Here is a 24,536-nt window from a genome sequence, read left to right as displayed (position 1 = left end):
CACAGCCGCACCCACCTTAACCGCCCACGTTCCCAGCTGTTGTAGAGCCCATGCGTTATCTGTTGCCGCTGCTGTTTTCCGTTGCAGGCATGGCCAGCGCCCATGCCATGGATACCACCACGCAAGGCCTGGTCATCTCAGGCTATGCCACCAGTCAGGTCACCACCGCGCCCTTCGATCGCAAGCTGGTCCGCCAGGCCCGCGACGATGCTGCTGTGTTTGTAGCCAGCGACGGCCAGATCCGCGGCGTGCGGCTGGAGGCTGCACTGGAATCATTACGCCACAATTGTGCACGGCTCGCCGTCGGCGATCTGGAACTGGCGCAGGCAATTCTCGTCCAATAACTACACCCGACTCCCTGTATTTTTCGGAGATGCTCCATGCGTAAACCGCTGATTGCCGCTACCCTCGGCATGCTGCTGCTGGCCGACCTGGCCCAGGCACAGACCCTGGTGGCCACCAGCAACATCATCGTGCGTGCCTTTGGCCGCTCGATCGACTTTACCTCAGACACCACCACCTCGATTCGCGACTCCAAAGTGGTGCGCGAAGCCCATGACGACGCTGCCAGCTTCGTCGCCAGCAACGGTGACATCCGCGGCGCGCAACTCGAGTCGGCCTTCAACACCCTGCGTGAGCGCGTGCCAGAAGCACGCGGCGCCAGCGACCAGGTACTGGCCGAAGCCATCCTCGCGCTGTGAAAAGCGTGCGTGCCTGGCTGCTCGGCTGCGCCCTGACGCTGCCCGGCACACCCGTATTGGCCGACCTGCAGCTTCAGCTGCAGGCATCCGGCCTGGACTCTCAACAGTCCCAAGCCAGCCAGGCCCTGCTTGATGAGGCCCTGAGCAAGCTCCCCCCTCGATTCAAGCAACAGCTGGACCGCCGCGTGCGGGTCAGCTGGAGCGACAGCATGCCGGCCGATGCCTATGGCCAGGCATCGCTGGTGTCCACCCTTGAACTCAACCGCCGCCTGCTTCCGGGCCTCACCGATGGCAGCGCCGCCACCGAGCGTACCGGCCGGCCACATGGCACGGTGCGAGAAGAGCTGCTGGCCACGGTGCTGCACGAGCTCACCCATATCTACGACCGGGCCCGCTTGTGGCCCGCCGCCGAAAACTCGCTGATTGCCCGCTGCAAACGCCAGCAAGGCACGCTGGGCAAGATCGGCCTGCCCGAGCAGTGCCGCGGCCAGGCCGAACGCCGCTTCACCCTCAGCGACGACCCGCGTTTGCTCGACCTGGCCGGCTGGCAACAGTACGTGGGCCGGCGCGGCGAGCGCGAGCAGCACAATGGCCAGTTCGTGCGCAGCCCCGACAGTTATGAACTGAGCAGCCCCAAGGAGTACGTCGCGGTCAACATGGAGTATTTTCTCCTCGACCCGAGCTACGGCTGCCGTCGCCCGGCGCTGAACCAGTATTTGCGCGAGCACTTCGGCTGGGCACCCCAACAGGACACCTGCGCCAAAGGCCTGCCGTTCATCAATGCCGGTAGCGACTTTGCCCGCCAGCCGCTGGGGGAAATCGACCCTGAGCGGGTCTACGAAGTGGACTACTTGCTGGCCGAAGCCAACCAGAACCTGGTCAGCCGCTGGGGCCACAGCATGTTGCGCCTGGTGATCTGCAAGCCGGGCCGCCCACGCGGGCCGGACTGCCGCCTGGACCTCGACCAAAGCCTGGTGCTGTCGTACCGCGCCTTCGTCAACGATGTGCAGCTGTCCAGTTGGGACGGGCTGGTCGGCAACTACCCGTCGCGGCTATTCGTACTGCCGCTGAGCCAGGTGATCGACGAATACACCAAGACTGAACTGCGTAGCCTGGCCTCGGTGCCTTTAAGGCTCAACCGCAGCGAAATCGAAAACCTGGTGCGCCAGGCCGCCGAGATGCATTGGAGCTATGACGGCAACTACTGGTTCCTGTCCAACAACTGCGCCGTGGAATCGTTGAAATTGCTGCGCAGCGGAACCGCCAACCCGCGCCTCAACGACCTCGACAGCATCATGCCCAACGGCTTGCTGGCGGTGCTCAAGGGCAGGGGGCTGGCCGACACCAGCGTGCTCGACGACCCGCGCGAGGCCTTACGGCTGGGCTACCGCTTCGATTCCTACCGTGACCGCTACCAGGCCATGTTCGAAGTACTGAGGAAGCAGCTGCCGATCAGGCAGGCCCTGGTCGAGGACTGGCTGGCTCTGGATGCCGAACAACGCCGCCCGTGGTTCGCCAAGGCCGACCTGCGCACCAGTGCCGCATTGCTGCTACTCGAGCAGGCCAGCTTGCGCAGGCAACTGCTGCTGGCACAGGACGAGGTCAAGCAGCGCTACCTGAACGCTGCGGCATTGAAAGACGGCAGCGTCAGCAAGGCGGATGCAACCCTCAAGCAGATGCTCGCCAACAGCGGCTTCCTCAGCCGCCCGGCAGAGTTGCTGGATGCCAAGGGCTATGGGCTGCCGCAACCCGAGGAGCGTAAGCACCTTGAGCAGGTGAGCAGCGAACGCCAGGCACAGTTGTTGCGCCTGAGCACCAGCCTGGACAAAGAGGTGAGGGCGCTGCTGGAGCCGTCACGGGCCAGGGAGATTGCCGCGGTCGAGGCCAATGTGAAGCAGATAGGCGAGCATTTGCGGGCGCTGCACAAGGCTGCCGGTGGCCTGCAGTTGTGATGTTTGCAGGCCCGGCCTCTTCGCGGGCAAGCCCGCTCCCACAGGATCTACACCGCCCTTGAGATCTGCGCCGTACCTGTGGGAGCGGGCTTGCCCGCGAAGAGGCCCGTACAGACAGCACGACGCCTACAGGTCTTCCTCTGCCTGCGAAGGCAAATCCTCATCCAGGTGCAACCAGGGCAACCGGCTGCCCACCCAGATATGCCGGTTGGCCCTGACCCGCTCCGGGTGATCCAGCGTCGCGACCGTCACATCGATGGTCTCCGGGCTGTGCGTGGTCACCAACGCCACATGCGCCCCGCACTGCCCACAGAAGTACCGGCTGCAACTGGCCGGCGCCACATAACAGTTCGGCTCACCCGCCAGCCACTGAAAGCCTGAACCGGGCAGGGTCAGCCAGGTCACCACCAACCCACCGCTGACCCGTCGACAGATCGAACAATGGCAGTGGGCGATATCCGTCAAATCGCCCGCCAGGCGATAGCGCAGGGCGCCACAATGGCAGCCTCCTTCGGTTACATCCTGCATCACCTACCTCCCATCGCCTTTGCTTCAGCGAAAGCTGGCTGAAAGCTTGCCCTCATAGGATAGCCCCCACTACCGGCACAAGACCGGTCAGCCAGGGCACCCGGTAAACACCGCGCCCGGCCCAATCAACAACAACAATGGTGATTCTGATGTATTCCTGTGCCCGCCTTCCTGCAGTCCCTCTCCGCATGCTCCCCGCGCAGCGCCTGACGCGCTGATCCGCCCGAATCGACTTTCCTTTCGCCGCGCCACGCCTGGAGTATTGCCATGCTGACCTTCCTCGGCTTTGCCATGGTCATCACCTTCATGTACCTGATCATGACCAAGCGCCTGTCGGCCTTGATCGCGCTGATCCTGGTACCGATCCTGTTCGCCCTGTTCGGCGGTTTCTCCGCCAAGATCGGCCCCATGATGCTCGAAGGCATCAGCAAGCTTGCGCCTACCGGCGTGATGCTGATGTTCGCCATCCTCTATTTCGCCCTGATGATCGACTCCGGCCTGTTCGACCCGGCCGTGCGCAAGATCCTCAAGCTGGTCAAGGGCGACCCGCTCAAGGTGTCGGTCGGTACCGCCGTACTGGCCCTGGTGGTCTCGCTCGACGGCGACGGCGCTACCACCTACATGATCTGCTGCGCCGCCATGCTGCCTATGTACAGCCGCCTGGGGATGAGCCCGCGGATCATGGCCGGCCTGATCATCCTGGCCGGCGGGGTGATGAACATGACCCCATGGGGTGGCCCGACCGCTCGCGCCGCCAGTGCCCTGCACGTCGACCCGTCGGACATCTTCGTACCGATGATCCCGGCCATGCTGTTCGGCGTGCTGGCGATCCTGGGCATTGCCTACCTGTACGGCAAACGTGAACGTGCCCGCCTGGGCGAGCTGCACCTGCCTACCGACGACATCGACCACAGCGAAATCACCGTCTCGCAATACCCGGAAGCTCGCCGGCCCAAGCTGCTGTACTTCAACGGCGCGCTCACCGCGGCCCTGATGGTCGCGCTGATCATGGGCCTGCTGCCGCTGCCGGTGCTGTTCATGATCGCCTTCAGCATCGCCATGATCGTCAACTACCCATGCCTGCAACAGCAGAAGGACCGCATCGCCGCCCACGCCGGCAGCGTGCTGGCCGTGACCGGGTTGATCTTCGCCGCCGGCATCTTCACCGGCATCCTGTCGGGCACCGGCATGGTCGACGCCATGTCCAAGAGCCTGCTGGCAGTCATCCCCGAAGCGCTGGGCCCGTACCTGGCGGTAATCACCGCCATCGTGAGCATGCCGTTCACCTTCTTCATGTCCAACGATGCCTTCTACTACGGCGTACTGCCGGTGCTGGCCGAAGCCGCCAGCCACTACGGCATCACCCCGGTGGAAATGGCCCGTGCCTCGATCGTCGGCCAGCCGGTGCACCTGCTCAGCCCGTTGGTACCTTCCACCTACCTGCTGGTGGCCCTGGCCGGTATCGAGTTCGGCGACCATCAGCGCTTCACGCTCAAGTGGGCAGTGTTGGTATGCCTGTGCATAATGTTTGCCGCGCTGCTGATGGGGATTTTCCCGCTGTTCAGTAGTCTTTAATAAATACGTATCACCTACGCGACGCGCCCTGACCGGGGCGCGTTGCCATTACCGCTCGAAGGAAATTACATGGAATGGCTGACCAGCCCGGAAATCTGGGTTGCCTTTTTTACCCTTACCGCGCTTGAGATCGTCCTCGGTATCGACAACATCATCATGATCTCGATCCTGGTCAGCCGCATGCCCAAGCACATGCAGCCGCGCACCCGGATCTTCGGCCTGGCCCTGGCCATGGTCACCCGCATCATGCTGCTGCTGTCGATTACCTGGGTCATGCGCCTTACCGCCGACCTGTTCGTGGTATTCGGCCAAGGCATCTCCGGGCGGGACCTGATCCTGTTCTTCGGTGGCCTGTTCCTGCTGTGGAAAAGCTCGCAGGAGATCTACCACGGCCTGGAAGGTGAAGACGAGAACCCGGACGAGCCGAAAGGCGCGGGCGGCAAGTTCTTCTACACCATCATCCAGATCGCCATCATCGACATCGTGTTCTCGCTGGACTCGGTGATCACTGCGGTGGGTATGGTTTCCCACGTACCGGTGATGATCGCCGCCATCGTTGTCGCCGTACTGGTGATGATGCTGTGCGCCGGTGCCATCAGCAATTTCATCGACAAACACCCGTCGCTGAAGATGCTCGCCCTGTCGTTCCTGATCGTGGTCGGTACCGTACTGATCGCCGAGGCTTTCGATGTGCACGTACCGAAAGGCTACGTCTACTTCGCCATGGCATTCTCGCTGGCGGTAGAGGCGATCAACATCCGCATGCGCACCGCCGCGGCCCGCAAGGAAGGCAAAGAGCATGACCCGGTGAAACTGCGCAAGGACATTCCGGGTCAGTAAGATCAGGGAGTGCAGGACAGCGAGGGCCCTTCGGGGCCCTTTTTCATGCCCGAAGGTTGCCATTCGCTGCGCCGGAGTACAGTTCCTGTGGGAGCGGGCAAGCCCGCGAAGAGGCCCGCACAGAAATCATTCATCTCCCATGTGTTTCAAATAGATAACCACCATGCGAAGCTGGCAACAGCTGCGCAAAACAACTAAAGCTTTGAGTGAGCACTGAAAACTATTCAAACGCTCACGTTTCTTCCCTTGGCCCGCTGGGCCTGTACAACAGGGGGCCTTCGCCATGCTGACCCTGCTCAACCTGCTCTCGGCCGTGACGCTTCTGGTCTGGGGCACCCATATCGTGCGTACCGGCATTCTCCGGGTGTTCGGCTCGAACCTGCGGCGCATCATCAGCCAGAACATGGACAAGCGCCCGCTGGCGTTCATCGCCGGCATCCTGGTCACAGCCATGGTGCAGAGCAGTAACGCCACCGCCATGCTGGTCACATCCTTCGTTGGCCAGGGCCTGATGGCCATGACCCCGGCCCTGGCGATCATGCTCGGTGCCGACGTGGGTACCGCGCTGATGGCACGGGTGCTCACCTTCGACCTGTCGTGGCTTTCACCGCTACTGATCTTCCTGGGCGTGATCTTCTTCCTCTCGCGCAAGCAGACTCGGGCTGGCCAGCTGGGCCGTGTAGGTATCGGCCTTGGCCTGATCATCCTGGCACTGGAGCTGATCGTGCAGGCAGCTGCGCCGATCACCCACGCACAGGGCGTGAAAGTGCTGTTCGCTTCGCTGACCGGCGACATCATGCTCGACGCCCTGGTCGGCGCCATGTTCGCCATGATTTCCTATTCCAGCCTGGCTGCCGTGCTGCTCACCGCGACATTGGCCGGTGCCGAGGTCATCAGCCTGCCAGTGGCGATCGGCCTGGTGGTCGGCGCCAACATCGGTAGCGGGTTGCTGGCCTTCATCAGTACCAGCATGCAGAACACTGCCGGGCGCCGGGTGGCGTTGGGCAGCTTGCTCTACAAGCTGATCGGCCTGCTGTTGATCATCCCTGCGCTGCACCCATTGGTGGAGTGGATGGACTCCCTCAGCTTCAGCCCGCAAGAGCTGGTAATCGGCTTCCACCTGCTCTACAACACGCTGCGCTGCCTGCTCATGCTGCCTACGGTCAAACTCATGGGCCGGCTGTGCAACACCCTGCTTCCCGAGCGGGAAAACGGCAATGGCCAGATCCGCCCACGCCACCTCGATGCCTCGGCCCTGGAAACGCCCACACTGGCCCTGGCCAACGCCTGCCGCGAAACCTTGCGGCTTGGCGATATCGTCGACAGCCTGCTCGAAGCCATGCTCGGCGCGCTGCGCGGTACACAAACGGCCTTGCCACAGCAGGTCCGCGCCCTGGACGAAGACGCCGAAGCCTTGTACAGCGCGATCAAGCTGTACCTGGCGCAGATGTCGCGCGAAGACCTCAGCGAGCAGGACAATCGCCGCTGGGCCGAGATCATCGAGCTGGCAATCAACCTCAAACTGGCCTGCGACCTGATTGAACGCATGCTGCGCAAGGTCCAGCAGCAGAAGACCAGCCAGCGCCGGGAATTTTCCCAGACGGGCCTCGAAGAATTGACCGGCCTGCAAGAGCAATTACTGGCGAACCTGCGCCTGGGCCTGTCGGTGTTCCTTAGTGCCGACCCGGAAAGCGCCCGTTTGCTGCTGCGGGAAAAGCGCCGTTTTCGCGCCCAGGAACGGCGCCTGGCGCACGCCCATGTCAGCCGCCTGCAGCGTAAGGTGGTGCAAAGTATCGAGACCAGTTCGCTACACTTGGAGCTGATCGCCGACATGAAGCGGTTGAACTCTTTGTTCTGCAGCAGTGCCTATGTGGTACTGGGCGGTTCGGACACCGGCGGGCTGATGCTCGACAGCGTGCCGGACGAAGCCCGCCTGCCGTGATTTCGCGTACCTGAGGACCCAAGCTCGCCCATGCGTTGCCTGATGTTCGTTTGCCTGCTGATCTGCAGCCTGCCCTCATTGGCCCTCGACCGCTCTCGGGTCGAGGGCTACCTGTTGCCCAACGGGCTGCAGGTCATCCTGAAAAACGGCTACGAAAGCGACCATGTGGCGATCCGCCTGGTGGTCGGGGTGGGCCTGGACGACTTCGATTGCGAGCAGAAAGAGCTGCCGCACCTGCTGGAACACTTGCTGTTCAGCGGCATCGACGAAACCGGCGAGGGTGGCCTGGAAGAGCGCCTGCAATCGCTGGGTGGCGAGTGGAATGCCTACACCAGCAGCGCCGACACCACCTTCGTCATCGAGGCCCCGGCGCGCAACCAGCGCAAAGTACTCGACCTGCTACTGGCAGTCGTCCGCGACACCCGTATCGACGCCAAGGCCCTCGCCACCGCCAAGCGCATCATCGAACGCGAGGATGGCGGCCACTATGGTCACCTGCAACGCTGGCTTGACCGTCAGGACATCGGCCACCCGGCCAGCGACCAGCTGGCGACCGAACTGGGCCTGAAATGCCCTGAGCGCTCCAACATCGACGACATGACCCTGGAGCAGGTACAGGCCTTGCGCGACCACTGGTACGCCGCCAACAACATGACCCTGATCATGGTCGGTGGCCTCGACCGCCTGCTGCCCGCCTACCTGGAGCGCACGTTTGGCGAGCTACCCGCCACCGAACCGGAAGAACGCCGCGACCTGGAGAGCATCACCCAACAGGCCGAGCATCGTCGCGACCTGACCCGTGGCTGGTTGGGCGACAGCGTCAAGCTGCACTGGCTGTTCATCGAGCCCGTGTTGGACAACGACCACCAGGCCACCCTCGACCTGCTGTCGCGGTATCTGGACTGGGCATTGTACGACCAGCTACGCCTGCGCAACGGGCTGTCCTACGGCCCTTCGGTACACCGCGAGAGCTTTGGCGACACAGGCCTGCTCAGCCTCAATGCCGACCTGGAGCGTGATGACATCGACAAGGCGGTCGAAGTGATGCAGGGCTTGTTCGACCACCTGCGCAAGGAAGGCCTCGACCCGGACACCTTTGCCCGCATCAAGAACGCCAGCGCGGCCAAGGAAAGCTGGAGCACCCAAGGCAACAGCGCCCTGGCCGACTACTACTGGGGGGCGCTGAACGACTATACCGACGGACGCTTTGCCAACCCGGTGCGCAAGCTGCGCCAGGTCAGCCTGGAGCAGGCGAATGAGGCGTTGAAGGCGCTGCTCAAGGAAGACGGATATGTACGGATCGAGAAGCCGCTGCTGGGTTATGACGAGCTATACGGGCTGGTCGCCTTGCTGGTGGGGCTGATTCTGGCGGCGGGGTTGCTGCGCTGGCGCCGGCATGGGCCTGAACGGCCGAGTGGTGCTACACGGCAGCGGTGAATCGGCGGTATCCTTTTGCCATTACCGGCCCTTTCGCGGGCTCGCCCGCTCCCACAATGATCGCGTTAACACCGAACCCTGTGGGAGCGGGCATGCCCGCGAAGAGGCCGGCACAGCCACCCCATTCCTCCCTGTTGTAGCCCCCAATGCCCCAAATTCCCCAAGTCGCCCTGCGCATCATCGAACTGCTCAAACGCTACCCCGGCATCATCGCGCTCGGCGGTTTCCTCTCCGGCATCGGCAGCTTCATCCTGGTCGACCGCCAGGCTGGCCTGGCCAGCTGGGTCGCCATCCTGATGCTGGTCAGCTGGGTCTGGCTGATGCTGGAAAACACCCTCACCGGCCTGTTCGCGCGTACCTTCAACCGCGAAATCCCGCAGCCGCTGCTGCGCTACGCGACCCAGATGATCCACCAGGAAACGCTGTTCTTCGTGCTGCCGTTCTTCTTCATCACCACCACCTGGAACAGCGGCCAGCTGGTGTTCACCGGTTTGCTGGGGGCAGCGGGCCTGATCTCGATCACCGACCCGCTGTACTACAAGTGGCTGGCCCCGCGCCGCTGGCTGTTCCTAGCGCTGCATACCCTGACGCTGTTCGCGGCCCTACTGACCGCGTTGCCGATCATCCTGCACCTGACCACTGCACAAAGCTTCAAGCTGGCGCTGATTGCAGCCATGGTTTTGTCGTTCCCCAGCCTGGCCAGCAGCTTCCCGATCAACACCTGGCGGCGTGGCGTGGCCCTGGTGCTGGTTACCCTGTCGGTCGGTGCTGGCGGCTGGCTGCTGCGTTCGTGGGTGCCACCGGCAACCTTGTGGATGACCGACGTAGCGGTAAGTACCGAAGTCATCAACCGCCAGCCAGGCGAGTCGCTGGACGAAATCGCCGCCAGCCGCATCCGCAGCAGCGGCCTGTACGCCTATACCGCCATCAACGCACCACGCGGCCTGAACGAACGGATCTACCATGTGTGGCAAAAGGACGGTAAAGAGGTCGACCGCATTGCCCTGGATATCCATGGCGGGCGCAAGGAAGGCTACCGCGCCTGGACCCACAAGCAGAACTTCCCGCCAAACCCGGTGGGCAAGTGGCAGGTGAGGGTGCTGACCGAAGATGGCCAGGTGATTGGCGTGCTGCGCTTCACAGTTGTCGACGACACCCCAGCGCAGTAAATGAAAGGGTACGCGATCACCTGTAGGAGCGGCCTTGTGTCGCGATGGGCCGCAAAGCGGCCCCCGGGGCATCAATACACAGCACATAATCACCAAACAGCCCATGCCCGCTGCGCTATGATCAGCCCCTAAGCCTTAGCGCCGAGTCAGTTGCATGGAGCCTACGACCACCCCCAGCGCCACCCTGGACGCCAGTCGCCAACCGGCCTGCCTGCGCATAACCGGTGACTGGACCCTGGCGCACTACGCCAGCCTCAAGCGCGAGAGCGAGCCTCTGCGCGCGCAATTTACTGCCGACACCGTCGCCGACCTAAGCCAACTGGGCCGCCTGGACACCGCAGGGGCTTCACTGCTGGCCGAGCTGCTTGGTTCCGAACGTTTGTCGCACTGTACCGAGGACCTGCCCGACGCCAGCCGCGCACTGCTCAAGAACGTCTATTGTTCGGTCCAGGACTATTGCATCCCGGTCAAGGAGCCCGAGCGCAACGTACTGCTGATGCTACTGGAGCGCATCGGCCGCGCCGTCGGCACCCTGTGGCAAGACTCCATGCAGCTGCTCGGTTTCATCGGTGTCATCCTCGAAACCCTGCTGCGCCGCGCCCTGACGCCACACCGCTGGCGCCTCACCCCGGTGGTGGCACACATCGAACAGACCGGCCTGGACGCCGCCCCCATCGTCGCCTTGCTGACCTTCCTGGTCGGCGCTGTGGTGGCGTTTCTCGGTGCCACGGTGCTGGCCGCGTTCGGCGCGACCATTTTCACCGTCGATCTGGTGGCGTTCTCATTCCTGCGCGAGTTCGCCGTACTGCTCACAGCCATTCTCATGGCCGGCCGCACTGCCAGCGCGTTCACCGCGCAGGTCGGCTCGATGAAGGCCAACGAGGAAATCGACGCCATCCGCACACTGGGCCTGAACCCCATGGAGCTGCTGGTGGTGCCAAGGGTACTGGCACTGCTGATTTCGCTGCCCTTGCTCACCTTCATCGCGATGATCTGCGGCATCGTTGGCGGTGCAGTGGTCTGCGCCCTGTCACTGGACATCTCGCCGGCCATGTTCCTGTCGCTGCTGCAAAGCGACATTGGCGTGCAGCACTTCCTGGTGGGCCTGGCCAAGGCGCCATTCTTCGCCTTCCTGATCGCCGCCATCGGCTGCCTCGAAGGCTTCAAGGTCAGCGGTAGCGCCGAATCGGTGGGCGCACACACCACCTCGGCGGTGGTGCAGTCGATTTTCGTGGTCATCGTGCTGGACGCCGTGGCCGCCCTGTTCTTCATGGAGATGGGCTGGTGACTGATCGGGAAAACGTGATCGAAGCCCGTGGTATCTGCAACCGCTTCGGCCGCCAGGTGGTGCATGAAAACCTGGACCTGGACCTGTACCGAGGCGAAATCCTGGCTGTGGTCGGTGGTTCGGGCAGCGGCAAGTCGGTACTGCTGCGCAGTATTATCGGCCTGCGCCGGCCCAATGAAGGGCTGATCAAGGTGTTCGGCCAGGACCTTGCGGGCCTGCGCGAAGAACAGCGCTCGCTGGTCGAACGGCGCTTTGGCGTGCTGTTTCAGAAGGGCGCGCTGTTCTCTTCGTTGACGGTGACCGAAAACGTCGCCTTGCCGTTGATCGAGCACGCCGGGCTGTCGCGCGCCGATGCCGAGCACCTGGCCGGCGTGAAGCTGGCCTTGGCCGGGCTGCCTATATCCGCCGCCGACAAGTACCCGTCCTCGCTTTCGGGAGGCATGATCAAGCGTGCGGCGCTGGCCCGCGCCCTGGCACTGGACCCGGACATCCTGTTCCTCGACGAGCCCACCGCCGGCCTGGACCCGATCGGCGCCGCCGCATTCGACCAGTTGATCCTGACCCTGCGCGATGCCCTGGGCCTGTCGGTGTTCCTCATCACCCACGACCTCGACACCCTGTACACCATCACCGACCGCATCGCGGTGCTGTCGCAGAAAAAGGTCCTGGTAGCCGGCCCGCTGGCCGAGGTCGAGCAGACCAACGACGCCTGGATCAAAGAATACTTTCATGGCCCACGCGGGCGCGCAGCCGAACAGGCCGCCAGCCGTGCCGGGCAGGAGCGCTGAGCAATGGAAACCCGAGCCCATCACGTTCTCATAGGCCTTGTCACCGTTCTGGTGGTGGCGGGTGCCATGCTGTTTGGCCTATGGCTGACCAAGTCCAGTGTCGATGACGCCTTCAAGGATTACGAGGTGGTGTTCAACGAAGCCGTTTCCGGCCTGTCACGCGGCAGCCCGGTGCAGTACAACGGCATCAAGGTGGGCGATGTGTCCACCCTGCGCCTGGACCCGAACGACCCGCGCCGGGTACTGGCCCGGGTGCGCCTGAGCGGCGACACCCCGGTGAAGGAAGATACCCAGGCCAAGCTGACCCTGGCCGGCGTGACCGGCAACTCGTTCATCCAGCTCAGCGGCGGCACCCCGCAAAGCCCCGAACTCAAGGGCAAGGACGGCAAGCTACCGGTGATCATCGCCTCGCCGTCGCCGATCTCGCGCCTGCTTAACGACAGCAGCGACCTCGTCACCAACATCAACTTGCTGCTGCACAACGCCAACCAGATGTTCTCCGAGGACAACATTGGCCACCTCAGCAGCACCCTGGCCAACCTCGACAAGACCACCGGAGCATTCGCCGGCCAGCACGGCAGTATCGCCGAGGCCATCGAGCAACTGGTGCAGGTGGGCAAGCAGGCCAGCGCCACCCTGGCCGAAACCCAGGCGCTGATGCGCAATGCCAACGGCCTGCTGGGCAGCGAAGGCAAACAGGCGATCGGCAGCGCCGAGCAGGCCATGCAGTCGCTGGCCGAAAGCACTGCCACCATCAACTATCTGCTGAAAAACAACAGCGAGGCCATTGGCGACGGCGCCCAGGGCCTGAACCAACTCACACCTGCCATTCGCGAACTGCGCGAAACCCTTAACGCCCTCAAGGGCATTTCCCGGCAACTGGAGGCCGACCCGAGCGGCTATCTGCTCGGCCGCGACAACAACAAGGAGTTCCAGCCATGAAACCGTCGCTGCGCCTGTTGGCCCTGGCAGCCTCGCTGAGCCTGGTCAGTGCTTGCTCGATCCTGCCCAAAAGCGAACCCGTCGACCTCTATCGCCTGCCGGTGAACCAGCCCAGCCGCACGGCAGCGCCACTGGACTGGTCACTGCGGCTGAACAAGCCGCTGGCCAGTGAAGTATTGGCCGGCCCGCGCATTGCCGTGATTCCCCAGGGCGATGTGGTCAGCAGCTACAAAGGTGCACGCTGGAGCGATGCCGCCCCGGTGCTGCTGCGCAACCGCCTGCTCGATGGTTTCCAGCGCGATGGCCAGGTACAGCGCCTGAGCGCCGACGACAGCAACCTGCAGGCCGACTACGAGCTGGCTGGCGAGCTACAAGCTTTCCAGAGTGAATACCGCCCGGGCGGCGCGGTGGAGGTGGTGATTCGCTATGACGCGCGCCTGGTTCAGGGCCGCACCCAGCGCATCCTCGCCAGCAAGCGCTTCGAGATCCGCCAGCCGTTGGCTGACAAGCAAGTGTCAGCGGTGGTAGCCGGGTTTGGTCAGGCGTGTGATCAGCTGAGCGGGCAGGTGGTAGGGTGGACGATTGCCCAGGCGGGCAAGCCTGCCGCTAACTGAGGGCATACTCGCCTTTGTGGGAGCGGCCTTGTGTCGCGAAAGGGCCGCAAAGCGGCCCCGGCAATTTTTGCATGAACGCTGAAACCCAAGGGCCGCTGCGCGCCCCAATCGCGACGCAAGGCCGCTCCCACAGGAGGCAGCGTCAGGCGAAGAACCAGTAGCAGACGAAGATCGCCGCAACCACGCCTGAGAACTCGGCCAGCAGTGCGCAACCGACCGCGTGCCGCACGCGCTGGATACCCACCGCGCCAAAGTACACGGCCAGCACGTAGAAGGTAGTTTCGGTACTGCCCTGGATGGTTGCCGCTACCAGCGCGGGGAAACTGTCCACGCCCTGAGTCTGCATGGTCTCGATCAGCATCGCCCGCGCTGCGCTGCCGGAGAACGGCTTGACCAGCGCGGTGGGCAAGCCCTCGACGAAGCGGGTATCCAGGCCCATCCAGTTCACCGCATGGCGGATACCGTCCAGGGCCAGTTCCAGGGCGCCAGAAGCGCGCAGCACACCGACCGCCACCAGCATCGCTACCAGATAGGGCAGCAGGTTCTTGGCGACATCGAAGCCTTCCTTGGCGCCTTCGACAAAGGCTTCATACACCTTGACCCGCTTCAGGGCACCAATCACCAGGAACAGCATGATCACGCCGAACAGCGTGAGGTTGCCCAAAATCGACGACAGGCTGGCCAGCGCGGCAGCCGACAGGGTGCCGAGGAAGGCCATGAAACCGCCCAGCAGCAAAGCGCCGGGGATGAAATAGGCGAGCACCACCGGGTCCCACAGTCGCAAGCGCTGCATGACTGCCACCGACAGCAGGCCCACCAGGGTCGAGACGCTGGTAGCCAGCAGGATTGGCAGGAACACCATGGTCGGGTCTGGCGCGCCCTGCTGGGCCCGGTACATGAAGATGGTTACCGGCAGCAGCGTCAGCGACGAGGCGTTGAGCACCAGGAACAGGATCTGCGCATTGCTGGCGGTGGTACTGCTGGGGTTCAGCTCCTGCAGCGCACGCATGGCCTTCAGGCCAATCGGCGTGGCCGCGTTATCCAGGCCCAGGCCGTTGGCGGCGAAGTTCATGGTGATCAGGCCCAGGGCAGGGTGGCCAGGCGGCACTTCCGGCATCAGGCGGGCGAACAGTGGGCCCAACACCTTGGCCAGCCACTCGACGATGCCGGCCTTTTCCGCGATCTTGAGAAAGCCCAGCCACAGGGTCAGCGTGCCGAACAGCAGCACCATTACCTCGACCGACAGCTTGGCCATGGCGAAGATGCTTTCGACTATCGCCGCGAAGATCCCGGCATTGCCACCCACTACCCACTGGGCCAGGGCGGACACTGCCGCCACCAGGAAAAAGCCGAGCCAAAGGCCGTTGAGCATCCGTGTGTTCCCCCTGAAAAATGCCCGAATGATAGCGTATTCCGAAGCTCACCCGGTCCTCTGTAGGAGCGGCCTTGTGTCGCGAAAGGGGTGCGCAGCGCCCCCAGAATTTCAGCTTCGCTGCACAAATTGCCGGGGCCGCTTTGCGGCCCTTTCGCGACACAAGGCCGCTCCTACAAGAGTCCGCGACCATCTCAAGATCTCACAGACAACAAAAAGCCCCGACAAATCGGGGCTTTTTGTCAAACAGCTATCAGGCTTAGCGCTTGACGGCTTCGCCAACCACTGCGGCTTCCTGCTTGCCGGCCATCAGCGAGGCGTAGTACTGCTCGCCCTTGGCGGCATCGTACATGCCTTCCCAACGCGCGATGACCAGCGCAGCCAGGGCGTTGCCTACAACGTTCAGCGCGGTACGGGCCATGTCCATGATGCGGTCGACACCGGCGATGAAGGCCAGGCCTTCCAGCGGAATGCCCACGCTGCCCAGGGTGGCCAGCAGCACCACGAACGACACGCCCGGTACGCCAGCGATACCTTTGGAGGTGACCATGAGGGTCAGGACCAGCAGCAGCTGCTGGCTCCACGACAGGTCGATACCGTACAGCTGGGCAATGAAGATGGCCGCGATGCTCTGGTACAGGGTCGAACCGTCCAGGTTGAAGGAGTAGCCAGTCGGTACCACGAACGAGCAGATCGACTTCGGCGCACCGTACTTCTCCATCTTCTCGATCACGCGCGGCAGCACGGTTTCGGAGCTGGAGGTGGAGTAGGCCAGGATCAGCTCATCTTTCATGATGCGCATGATCTTGATCACCGAGAAGCCAAACACGCGGGCAACCAGGCCCAACACCATGAAGGCGAAGAAGGCGATGGCGAAGTACACCAGCAGCACCAGCTTGGCCAGCGGCAGCAGCGAGCTGAAGCCGAAGTTGGCCACGGTCACGGCGATCAGGGCGAACACGCCGATCGGGGCGTAGTTCATGATCATGTGGGTGACCTTGAACATGGTTTCCGATACGGCCTGGAAGGTGCGTACCAGCGGGTCGCGCAGCTCTGCCTGCAGGCTCGACAAGCCCAGGCCGAACATGACCGAGAAGAAGATGATCGGCAGCATTTCGCCACGCATCAGCGCTGCGAAGATGTTCGACGGGATCAGGTTCAGCAGGGTCTCGATGAAGGCGTGCTCATGCTGCACCTCGGCCGCAGTGGCCTGGTACTTGGAAATGTCCACGGTACCCAAGGTGCTCATATCGATGCCGGCGCCCGGATGGAACAGGTTGGCCAGCACCAGGCCGACAACGATGGCGATGGTGGTCACCACCTCGAAGTAGATGATGGTCTTCAGGCCGATGCTGCCCAGTTTCTTCGCATCGCCAACCCCGGCGATACCCACGATCAGCGACGAAATCACGATCGGGACGACGATCATCTTGATCAGGCGAATGAAGATGTCACCGGCGGGCTGGAGGACGTTGCTGATCCACCAGGCCTTTTCCGCGCTGAAGTGGTTCAGCAGCGCGCCGATTGCAACGCCCAGGACCAGACCGATGACGATCTGCCAGGCGAGGCTCAGTTTTGCCTTCTTCATGTCTTTACCCTTTGTTCTAGTGGTCATGGCACCGGACGAAAACGCCCGTGACAGAGCAGTTGGCAAGGTCACAGGCCGTGGATCATTCCATCCGGCGACTTCATGTAAGGACAGCGCAGGCGAGCGACAGGGTGCTCTGGCCAGCGAAAAAGGCGGCAACTATTGCGATGGGGAAGGGGGAAATCTAATGCCGGAAACGCATACCCCATGCCGTTTACGCATACGAATTTGCACCAAAACCGGTCGCTCGCAAGTGCTTGATTTATAACGTTCGGAATCCCGAACAAGACCAAACCGCCATATTTAGGCAGATTTGACGGTATGAAAAGGGCGAAGAAGATGGCTTGTTCGACAATCCGAATGGCGGAAATGACACTTGAAGAAGCGCCATCGAGGTCGAAAAAAAGTTGATGTACGGTCGAGACAAAATGTGTCTCAGGAGAAAAATCACGCAAGGGATGCGGCGATTCCTGCGTGGCTCCTCGGAAGTCAGGTCTGGTCAGGTATCCCCTATGACACCGCCGACCTGATACTTCCGATTCCGCCTTTCCTGACCCGGCCCATTGCTGGAGGCACTCCCTGTACCCCTAGGCCACTCCGATCCTGTAACAATCAGAACAGCCCGACCCCTTGGTCATGTGCAACCCCTCCTCGGGGCGGCGCATCATAGAAGGCTGAAATATAGAAAGGTTCAGCTTCTATTACGTGACAGTCGGTGACCTTTCATCAGTACCCGCAATAAATGCTCAGTACCAGTTAGGGTCACGCTTGAGCTGCTCCTGCAGCATCGCCTTCATGCCGTCGTCCGGTTTGCCCAGCCAGCGGTACTGCGCGTGGCGGGTGGGCGACTTGTCGCTCGGCAAGCCCTCGGGCACTTCCACGAGCATCCCGTAGGCATCATCCTTGTCCCAGCTGAAGGCAACGATCAGCCGCTTGTAGGTGCAGTTGTCCTGCGCCTCGCACAGCGGGCCGACCAAGTACTTGTCGCCGTCTTCGGTAACGGCGGACATCTGCTGCTGGGCACTGCCGGTCAGATTGACCACCCAATCGGGCAGGCGTTCCTCGCCTTTGATCGTGTCCTGCCAGGTTTCCCGGTACTCCGGGTCCGAGCCGAGCAGCTGGTCGACCCGGACCTGGCCGTCATTGGCCGCCATCGCCGCCGCACTGGCGCCCAGCAACAGGGCGCCAGCCAGGGCTGCAGTAAGCTTCCTGCCCATCTTCAACCTCGTCCACGTCCAAAGAAGAAGGAAGCTACGAACAGCACCAGGAAGACAATGAACAGGATCTTCGCGATGCCCGTCGCAGCGCCGGCGATACCACCGAAGCCCAGTACGGCAGCGACAATGGCGATGATGAGGAAAGTGATAGCCCAGCTCAGCATGGTGGTTCTCCTTGCTTTTTCAGAATCGGTCCGGCCGGCAGGTCAGAAGACCCAGCGGTCCTGGGGTACGACAGTTTCCAGAGTGGCCGGTGAGGCAGTGGCCTGGCCGGCTGGCAATGGGTCAGCGGCTTTGACCAGGGTGTTGGCACGGGAAGCCTGAATTTGCGTCAACAGGGCAGTCTGCGCTGCCACTTGATCAGCCAGACGCGCGGTCTGCCAGCTGTAGTAGAAGAGGCCAGCGGCCAAGGTCAGCAGCAGCGCCATGCCGAGTGACAGCATCTGGCGCAGGGGCAGTGCGGCGTTCTGCGAGCGGTTGACGGATTGGCGGTTCATGCCGGCTCCTCCTGCTGTAATTTTTGTTCAAACCTGAACAGGTAATTGCAGCCTGCATGCCAGTATTTTTACTTTTATAAAATCCTTATAAATCAATGAGTTAACCACATAACAGTCACTCGCCGGGCACGTATACTGCACGATGCCGCCCCTGTGGTCGTGCGAATTGCACGATCAGCCTTCAACCTTGGTCGCCACCTTGAGCAAATCGGCATCCACCCCGCGCACGCCAATGATCTGCCGGGCGATCTCCACAGCGATGGTTTTTTGCTCGGCACTGACCACCTCGCCCGACAGCCGCACCATGCCTTCTTCGCTGGCCACTTTCAGGTTCAGGCCATCGAGGTTGCGGCTGAAGCGGTAGCTGTTCTGGATCTTGTCGATGATCCAGCTGTCGCTTGGCTGCGGGCCGGCCGGCGCCCCTACCGGGTTTTCGCGGGCCTTGGCCATGGCGGCGCTATCAAGGCTGACCAGGTTGTTGACCAGGTGCACACCGTCGGTGGTACGCGCCACCACACCGGCCAGTTCCTTGGCTTCGGCACTGTCGACCTTGCCGCGCAAGGTCACCACGCCTTCACTGCTTTGCACCTCTATAGGCGCCTTTTCGGTGGTGCGGCTCCACAACAGCCGGGCACGGATCACCGCCGCCAGGGTGGCGTCCTCCAGGCGTTGGGCGTAGGCACGCAGCTCCAACGGGCGCTCAACCAGTTGGGCGTTGACCTGCAGCTGGTTCTCCACGTGTTCGATGCCTCGTGTGGCACGGGCCACATCTTCGGCAAGCTGCCGCTCGACCTCGTTCTCTACCTCGCCGGAAAGCCGTGCCTGCTTGCCGTCCACTTCAACCCGGATGCGGAACGAGTCGAGCATACGGTTCAGCGACAGGGCGGTTTGCAGGGCGCCTTCCAGGCGCGCGTCCTGCACAGGGTCGGCGAATGCCGGGGTGAGTACTGGCAACAATGTGGCTGCCAATACGGCGGTACGAAAGGAAAATGGCATGTCAGTGCCTCGCTTTTGGGCAAAAGGTAAAAATCATCGCAACCAATGTGCCACCGCTGCCTCTAAGCAAATCATTGGAATATCGCGGTCTGCAGTCAGCTTTTGGCCATTGGCTAGCATGCAAAGGACAGAATCCTTCAGAATTGACCATGCAACTTGCCCGATTTTTCCCACACTAATTGAAGACCTATCCCTAAGGAGCGCAGGAAATGGAATCAGCCCAGGACAACCAAGGCCGCATTCTGCTGGTGGATGACGAGTCCGCGATCCTGCGCACCTTCCGCTATTGCCTGGAAGACGAAGGCTATAGCGTGGCCACGGCCAACAGCGCCGCCCAGGCCGAAGCGCTGTTGCAGCGCCAGGTGTTCGACCTGTGCTTTCTGGATTTGCGTCTGGGTGAGGACAATGGCCTGGACGTACTGGCGCAAATGCGCATCCAGGCACCCTGGATGCGCGTAGTGATCGTCACTGCACACTCGGCGATCGATACGGCGGTAGATGCCATCCAGGCCGGCGCTGCCGATTACCTGGTCAAGCCATGCAGCCCCGACCAGTTGCGCCTGGCCACCGCCAAGCAGCTGGAAGTGCGCCAGCTTTCGGCACGCCTGGAGGCCCTGGAAGGTGAAGTGCGCAAACCCAAGGACGGCCTCGACTCACACAGCCCGGCCATGATGGCGGTGCTGGAAACTGCCCGCCAGGTCGCCACCACCGACGCCAACATCCTCATCCTGGGTGAATCCGGCACGGGTAAAGGCGAGTTGGCCCGTGCCATCCATGGCTGGAGCAAGCGCGCGCGCAAAGCCTGTGTCACCATCAACTGCCCGTCGCTGAACGCCGAACTGATGGAAAGCGAACTGTTCGGCCACACCCGCGGGGCTTTCACCGGCGCCAGCGAAAGCACCCTTGGCCGGGTAAGCCAGGCCGACGGCGGCACGCTGTTTCTCGACGAGATCGGCGATTTTCCGCTGACCTTGCAACCCAAGTTGCTGCGCTTCATTCAGGACAAGGAATACGAGCGCGTCGGCGACCCCGTGACCCGGCGCGCCGATGTCCGCATCCTGGCGGCCACCAACCTCAACCTCGAAGAAATGGTGCGCGAAAGCCGCTTTCGCGAAGACCTGTTGTATCGCCTGAACGTCATCACCTTGCACCTGCCCCCCCTGCGCGAACGCAGTGAAGACATCCTGACCCTGGCCGACCGCTTCCTCGCCCGCTTCGTCAAGGAATACTCCCGGCCCGCTCGGGGCTTCAGCGATGAAGCACGCACCGCCCTGCTCAACTACCGCTGGCCCGGCAACATTCGCGAACTGCGTAACGTGGTGGAGCGGGCCAGCATCATCTGCCCGCAGGAACGTGTGGAAATCAGCCACCTGGGCATGGGCGAGCAGCCTGCCGGCAATGCCCCGCGCGTGGGTGCCGCGCTAAGCCTGGACGAACTGGAGCGCGCGCACATCGGCGCAGTGCTGGCAACCAGCGACACCCTTGACCAGGCCGCCAAGACCCTGGGCATCGACGCGTCCACCCTGTACCGCAAGCGCAAGCAGTACAACCTATGAAGTGGCCGACCATGAAGCTGCGCACGCGGCTTTTCCTGAGTATCTCGGCGCTGGTCACCGTGGCCTTGCTTGGGTTGCTGCTAGGCCTGGTCAGTGTGCTGCAGATGGCCACCGTGCAACAGCAACTGGTGCGCGACACCACCCACGCCCTGGAAGTGGGGCTGAAGCTGCGGCAGAACCTTGGCGAACAGTTGACGCTGATCCTCGATGAAGACACCGCCCCGGAAAACCTGCGGCTGCTGCAGGACAACTTCCAGACCCTGCTTACCGAGGGCCTGGAGCAAGGCGGCGAGCGCACCGGTTTCAGCAAGGCCAGCAGTAACTATCAGGCCTTTCTCCAGGCTTACCGCGACAGCCCTGCACCGGCGCGCAGCATGGGTGTGGAGCAGCCGCTGGGCGCAGCGTTCAATCAGGTGCGCACCGACCTTATCGACGCCCACAGGCAGGCCCTGGACCTGATAACCCGCAACGAGGAACACAGCCGTGACCGCGCCCTGTTGGTCAGCGGTGTACTTGGCCTGATGGGCCTGGTGGTGCTGGTGCTGGGCTTCATCACCGCGCACAACATCGCGCGCCGCTTCGGCCAGCCGATCGAAGCCTTGGCCAAAGCGGCCGACCAGCTGGGCAAGGGTAACTTTGACGTCACCCTGCCCGTTACCCAGGCCACCGAACTGAACCAGCTGACCCGCCGCTTCGGCCTCATGGCCGATGCCTTGCGCAGGCACCAGGCCACCAACGTGGATGAACTGCTGGCCGGCCAGCAACGCCTGCAAGCCGTGCTGGACAGCATCGACGATGGCCTGCTGATCATTGACCGCCAGGGCCGCCTGGAACACCTCAACCCGGTGGCGCAGCGCCAGTTGGGCTGGAACGACAGCCGCGTGGGCAGCAGCTTGGCCGAGGCCCTGCGGCGACCGGAGCTGGAGCAGCAGCTGCGTCAGGTGCTGCGCGGCGGGAGCCTGGACCGGCCGCCAGAAGACCTGAACATGGAGGTGGATGAAGAAACGCGCCTGCTCACCTACAGCCTGACGCCGGTCAGCCACCCGCAAGGGCCGATCCTTGGTGCAGTGATGGTGCTGCATGATGTGACCGAACAACGGGCCTTCGAACGGGTGCGCAGTGAGTTCGTGCTACGCGCCTCCCACGAGTTGCGCACGCCGGTAACCGGCATGCACATGGCCTTCGGCCTGTTGCGCGAGCGGGTCAAGTTCCCACCCGAGGCGCGCGAGAACGACCTGCTGGAAACCATTGGCGAAGAAATGCAGCGCCTGACCCAGCTGATTAACGACCTGCTCAACTTCAGCCGCTACCAGAGCGGGCTGCAGAAGCTAGACCTGGCACCCTGCGCTCTGGATGAACTGCTGGAGCGTGCGCAGCTACGCTTTGCCGAGCAGGCGGCAAACAAGAAGATCGAACTGGTCAAGGCGCTGGAACCACCGTTGCCACGCATCCAGGCCGATGTCGCCCAGCTGGACCGCGTACTGGACAACCTGTTGCACAATGCCGTCCGCCATACCGCCAACGGCGGGCGTATCCGCCTGCATGCGCGGCGGCATGCGGAACGGGTAATCATCAGTGTCGAGGACAACGGTGAAGGTATTGCCTATGGGCAGCAGGGGCGCATCTTCGAGCCTTTCGTGCAGGTAGGGCGCAAGAAAGGTGGCGCGGGGTTGGGGCTGGCGTTGTGCAAGGAGATCGTGCAGTTGCATGGCGGGCGCATGGGCGTGTTTTCCCGGCCGGGGCAGGGGACACAGTTCTACATGGCCTTGCCGGTTTGAGTATTGCCTGTACCGGCCTCTTCGCGGGCAAGCCCGCTCCCACAGAGGTAGCGTCGCAGCTGAGACCTGTGCAGTACCTGTGGGAGCGGGCGTGCCCGCGAAGAGGCCGGTACAGGATGCCTCAATGTTCCACCCGCCGCGGCAGCTGCCCGCGGGTGACCAGCTCGGCAAACTGCCGGGCGTTCAGCGGCCGGGCAAACAGCCAGCCCTGGCCGTAATTGACCCCTTCACTGTTCAACAGCACCGCCTGGTCTTCACATTCGATGCCCTCGGCAATCACCCGCAGGTGCAGGTCATGGGCCATGCGGATGATATGTGGCGCAACGCCGCTGCTGGCGGCATCGTGGCCCAGTGCATCGATGAACGCCTTGTCGATCTTCAGGCAGTCCACCGGCAGTGTCTGCAAGTACGCCAGGCTGCAGTAACCCGTACCAAAGTCGTCGATCAGCACCTGATGCCCCACAGCGCGCAGCGCTTGCAGGTTGTCACGGGCAACCACCACGTCGACCAGGCCACGCTCGGTCACCTCGAAGGCGATCTGGCTGGGCGCCACTCGATGCAACGCCAACAGGCGCGCCGCCACCCGGCCAATGCGCGGCACCATCACATCGCAGGCGGCCAGGTTCACCGATATGTACAGCTTGGGGTGCGAGCGCAGCAACTGCCCCAGCTGTTCGAGCACGCGCTGCAGGACAAAGTCGGTGATCTGGCGAATCTGCCCGGTGTTTTCTGCCAGCGGGATGAACAAGTCCGGGCTGGTCAGGCTGCCATCCGGGCGCCGCCAGCGCACCAGTGCTTCAGCGCCCACGCAGCGTCGGCTGTCGAGTTCGAAGATCGGTTGGTAGAGCACCTGCAGTTCCCCACGGCGCAAGGCATTCTGCAACTCCGAACTCATCGAGCGCCGTTGCAGGATCAGCTGCAACACCAGCCAACCGATGCAGCAGGCCGCCAGTACACTGCCGGGGAACAACAGCCAGAGCATGCCGTTCATCCTCAATGGCAGGCTGGCCCGCGGGGCAATCAGCACCAGTTGGTAATCCGGCGACTTGGTCGGCATGCGGTAGATCAGGCGGTCACTGAGTTCGAGCAGCGACTTGTGGCTGGTCGACCAGGCCGAGGGCGGCGGCCAAACCTGTGGAGGGCCCAGCACGGGGATGGCCCGTGCGCCGTTGTCCAGCACCACCACCAGGCTGCCGCCCGGGGGCAGGTCAACCACGTCGGTCAGGTGGCCGCGAGAGGTGGAGACCACGAACTTGCCCCGACCCAGCATCAGCGCCGCCAGGTTTTCGTTGGGTTCGGTGGTGGTGTTCAACCAGTAACTGTAGGTCGGCCCCTGGATGTCAGGTGCCCGCAGGGGCTCGAACGCTCGCTCATCGCCACGGTTGGAGCAAGCGACGTCACCGTCCACATAAGCCGCTTCATAAATGAAGCGCGAACTCAGGCCAACCTGCTGCAAAGCAGCCTGCATCGCTGGGCTACAGCCACGCAAGGGCTGTGCCTGCAACAGGTCCACCCCCTCACGCAGCTGGCCGAATACCTGTTCGAGACGGTCGAGAAAGCGCTCGCCCTGGGCGTTCATCTGTTCGCTCTCGCTCTGCTTCATCTGCTGCAAGGCAATGCCGATGCTGGCAGAGAGCAAAAGTGCTGCGCTGGCCAATGCTGCCAAGGTGGCCAGCATCCAGGGGCGGTAAAAAAATTGGCGCAACGTAGAAATGAGAGCTGACATCGAAGGCATCCAGTTGATTACCAAGGTATA

23 protein-coding genes are annotated in these 24,536 nt (G+C 62.8%); 14 read left to right on the top strand and 9 right to left on the bottom strand.

What is annotated here, in order from left to right; translation table 11 throughout:
• The first annotated feature begins 50 nt into the window (after positions 1-50).
• From ACIQUI_RS23560 to ACIQUI_RS23550, 3 genes are read left to right on the top strand one after another with little or no spacing between them, the layout of a single operon-like run.
• Positions 51-344 carry a DUF2388 domain-containing protein gene (locus ACIQUI_RS23560; RefSeq protein WP_403203097.1) on the top strand — a complete coding sequence of 98 codons (294 nt, stop codon included), beginning with the start codon at positions 51-53 and terminating at the stop codon, positions 342-344.
• 36 nt (positions 345-380) lie between these two features.
• Positions 381-701, top strand: a complete 321-nt coding sequence (locus ACIQUI_RS23555) for a DUF2388 domain-containing protein (protein WP_110742426.1) — start codon at positions 381-383, stop codon at positions 699-701.
• Entirely contained in the window at positions 698-2,653 is a 1,956-nt protein-coding gene (locus tag ACIQUI_RS23550; protein ID WP_403203096.1) for a DUF4105 domain-containing protein, read from the top strand. Before ACIQUI_RS23555 ends, ACIQUI_RS23550 begins: the two co-directional genes overlap by 4 nt.
• Positions 2,654-2,779: 126 nt before the next feature.
• Here the strand turns inward: ACIQUI_RS23550 and ACIQUI_RS23545 are convergent, their stop codons facing one another.
• Positions 2,780-3,181 (bottom strand): GFA family protein, encoded by a 402-nt coding sequence (locus tag ACIQUI_RS23545; RefSeq protein ID WP_403203095.1) that lies wholly within the window; start codon positions 3,179-3,181, stop codon positions 2,780-2,782.
• A 267-nt stretch (positions 3,182-3,448) separates the two neighbouring features.
• On the opposite strand from ACIQUI_RS23545, the gene ACIQUI_RS23540 reads away from it, so the two are divergent.
• The 9 genes from ACIQUI_RS23540 (at position 3,449) to ACIQUI_RS23500 (ending at position 13,776) form a co-directional block, all read left to right on the top strand.
• Positions 3,449-4,756, top strand: coding sequence for a CitMHS family transporter (locus ACIQUI_RS23540; protein WP_403203094.1), 1,308 nt, complete (start codon positions 3,449-3,451; stop codon positions 4,754-4,756).
• Positions 4,757-4,825: 69 nt separating this feature from the next.
• Positions 4,826-5,596, top strand: a complete 771-nt coding sequence (locus ACIQUI_RS23535; RefSeq protein ID WP_391132017.1) for a TerC family protein — start codon at positions 4,826-4,828, stop codon at positions 5,594-5,596.
• A gap of 283 nt (positions 5,597-5,879) precedes the next feature.
• Positions 5,880-7,538 (top strand): Na/Pi cotransporter family protein, encoded by a 1,659-nt coding sequence (locus tag ACIQUI_RS23530; RefSeq protein ID WP_403203093.1) that lies wholly within the window; start codon positions 5,880-5,882, stop codon positions 7,536-7,538.
• A 30-nt stretch (positions 7,539-7,568) separates the two neighbouring features.
• On the top strand, positions 7,569-8,975 hold the full coding sequence (locus ACIQUI_RS23525; RefSeq protein WP_403203092.1) for a M16 family metallopeptidase: 1,407 nt from the start codon (positions 7,569-7,571) through the stop codon (positions 8,973-8,975).
• 146 nt (positions 8,976-9,121) lie between these two features.
• Positions 9,122-10,144: a DUF5924 family protein gene (locus ACIQUI_RS23520; protein ID WP_403203091.1), complete on the top strand. Its 1,023-nt coding sequence runs from the start codon at positions 9,122-9,124 to the stop codon at positions 10,142-10,144.
• Positions 10,145-10,298: 154 nt separating this feature from the next.
• On the top strand, positions 10,299-11,432 hold the full coding sequence (locus ACIQUI_RS23515; protein WP_403203090.1) for an ABC transporter permease: 1,134 nt from the start codon (positions 10,299-10,301) through the stop codon (positions 11,430-11,432).
• Positions 11,429-12,220, top strand: coding sequence for an ABC transporter ATP-binding protein (locus tag ACIQUI_RS23510; RefSeq protein WP_403203089.1), 792 nt, complete (start codon positions 11,429-11,431; stop codon positions 12,218-12,220). The genes ACIQUI_RS23515 and ACIQUI_RS23510 overlap by 4 nt, the downstream gene beginning before the upstream one ends.
• Positions 12,221-12,223: 3 nt before the next feature.
• Positions 12,224-13,162, top strand: a complete 939-nt coding sequence (locus ACIQUI_RS23505; RefSeq protein ID WP_403203088.1) for an MlaD family protein — start codon at positions 12,224-12,226, stop codon at positions 13,160-13,162.
• Positions 13,159-13,776 carry an ABC-type transport auxiliary lipoprotein family protein gene (locus ACIQUI_RS23500; protein ID WP_403203087.1) on the top strand — a complete coding sequence of 206 codons (618 nt, stop codon included), beginning with the start codon at positions 13,159-13,161 and terminating at the stop codon, positions 13,774-13,776. Before ACIQUI_RS23505 ends, ACIQUI_RS23500 begins: the two co-directional genes overlap by 4 nt.
• A 142-nt stretch (positions 13,777-13,918) precedes the next feature.
• Here the strand turns inward: ACIQUI_RS23500 and ACIQUI_RS23495 are convergent, their stop codons facing one another.
• From ACIQUI_RS23495 to ACIQUI_RS23465, 7 genes are all read right to left on the bottom strand, one after another.
• Positions 13,919-15,148, bottom strand: coding sequence for a nucleoside recognition domain-containing protein (locus ACIQUI_RS23495; protein WP_403203086.1), 1,230 nt, complete (start codon positions 15,146-15,148; stop codon positions 13,919-13,921).
• Between the two features lie 259 nt (positions 15,149-15,407).
• The gene (gene gltP, locus ACIQUI_RS23490) at positions 15,408-16,736 is read right to left on the bottom strand and encodes a glutamate/aspartate:proton symporter GltP (protein WP_403203085.1); all 1,329 of its coding nucleotides are present in this window, start codon (positions 16,734-16,736) and stop codon (positions 15,408-15,410) included.
• A gap of 68 nt (positions 16,737-16,804) precedes the next feature.
• Positions 16,805-17,191 (bottom strand): hypothetical protein, encoded by a 387-nt coding sequence (locus ACIQUI_RS23485; RefSeq protein ID WP_403203084.1) that lies wholly within the window; start codon positions 17,189-17,191, stop codon positions 16,805-16,807.
• A 291-nt stretch (positions 17,192-17,482) separates the two neighbouring features.
• Entirely contained in the window at positions 17,483-17,953 is a 471-nt protein-coding gene (locus ACIQUI_RS23480) for an inhibitor of vertebrate lysozyme family protein (protein ID WP_403203083.1), read from the bottom strand.
• Positions 17,954-17,955: 2 nt separating this feature from the next.
• Positions 17,956-18,117, bottom strand: coding sequence for a DUF1328 domain-containing protein (locus ACIQUI_RS23475; RefSeq protein ID WP_003252966.1), 162 nt, complete (start codon positions 18,115-18,117; stop codon positions 17,956-17,958).
• A 42-nt stretch (positions 18,118-18,159) separates the two neighbouring features.
• Positions 18,160-18,450: a hypothetical protein gene (locus ACIQUI_RS23470; protein ID WP_403203082.1), complete on the bottom strand. Its 291-nt coding sequence runs from the start codon at positions 18,448-18,450 to the stop codon at positions 18,160-18,162.
• A gap of 174 nt (positions 18,451-18,624) precedes the next feature.
• Positions 18,625-19,446, bottom strand: a complete 822-nt coding sequence (locus ACIQUI_RS23465; protein WP_403203081.1) for a BON domain-containing protein — start codon at positions 19,444-19,446, stop codon at positions 18,625-18,627.
• 209 nt (positions 19,447-19,655) lie between these two features.
• On the opposite strand from ACIQUI_RS23465, the gene algB reads away from it, so the two are divergent.
• Together algB and ACIQUI_RS23455 are read left to right on the top strand one after the other, a co-directional pair.
• Positions 19,656-21,002 (top strand): sigma-54-dependent response regulator transcription factor AlgB, encoded by a 1,347-nt coding sequence (gene algB / locus ACIQUI_RS23460; RefSeq protein WP_403203080.1) that lies wholly within the window; start codon positions 19,656-19,658, stop codon positions 21,000-21,002.
• Positions 20,999-22,780, top strand: coding sequence for a KinB sensor domain-containing domain (locus ACIQUI_RS23455; RefSeq protein ID WP_403203079.1), 1,782 nt, complete (start codon positions 20,999-21,001; stop codon positions 22,778-22,780). The genes algB and ACIQUI_RS23455 overlap by 4 nt, the downstream gene beginning before the upstream one ends.
• Positions 22,781-22,901: 121 nt before the next feature.
• Here ACIQUI_RS23455 and ACIQUI_RS23450 read toward each other — a convergent pair whose 3' ends face one another.
• On the bottom strand, positions 22,902-24,506 hold the full coding sequence (locus ACIQUI_RS23450) for an EAL domain-containing protein (protein ID WP_403203078.1): 1,605 nt from the start codon (positions 24,504-24,506) through the stop codon (positions 22,902-22,904).
• Positions 24,507-24,536 lie beyond the last annotated feature (30 nt).

The sequence above is a fragment of the Pseudomonas sp. NPDC090592 genome (assembly GCF_044769185.1).
Classification (GTDB): Bacteria; Pseudomonadota; Gammaproteobacteria; order Pseudomonadales; family Pseudomonadaceae; genus Aquipseudomonas.
This window is presented reverse-complemented; position numbering and strand designations above follow the sequence as displayed.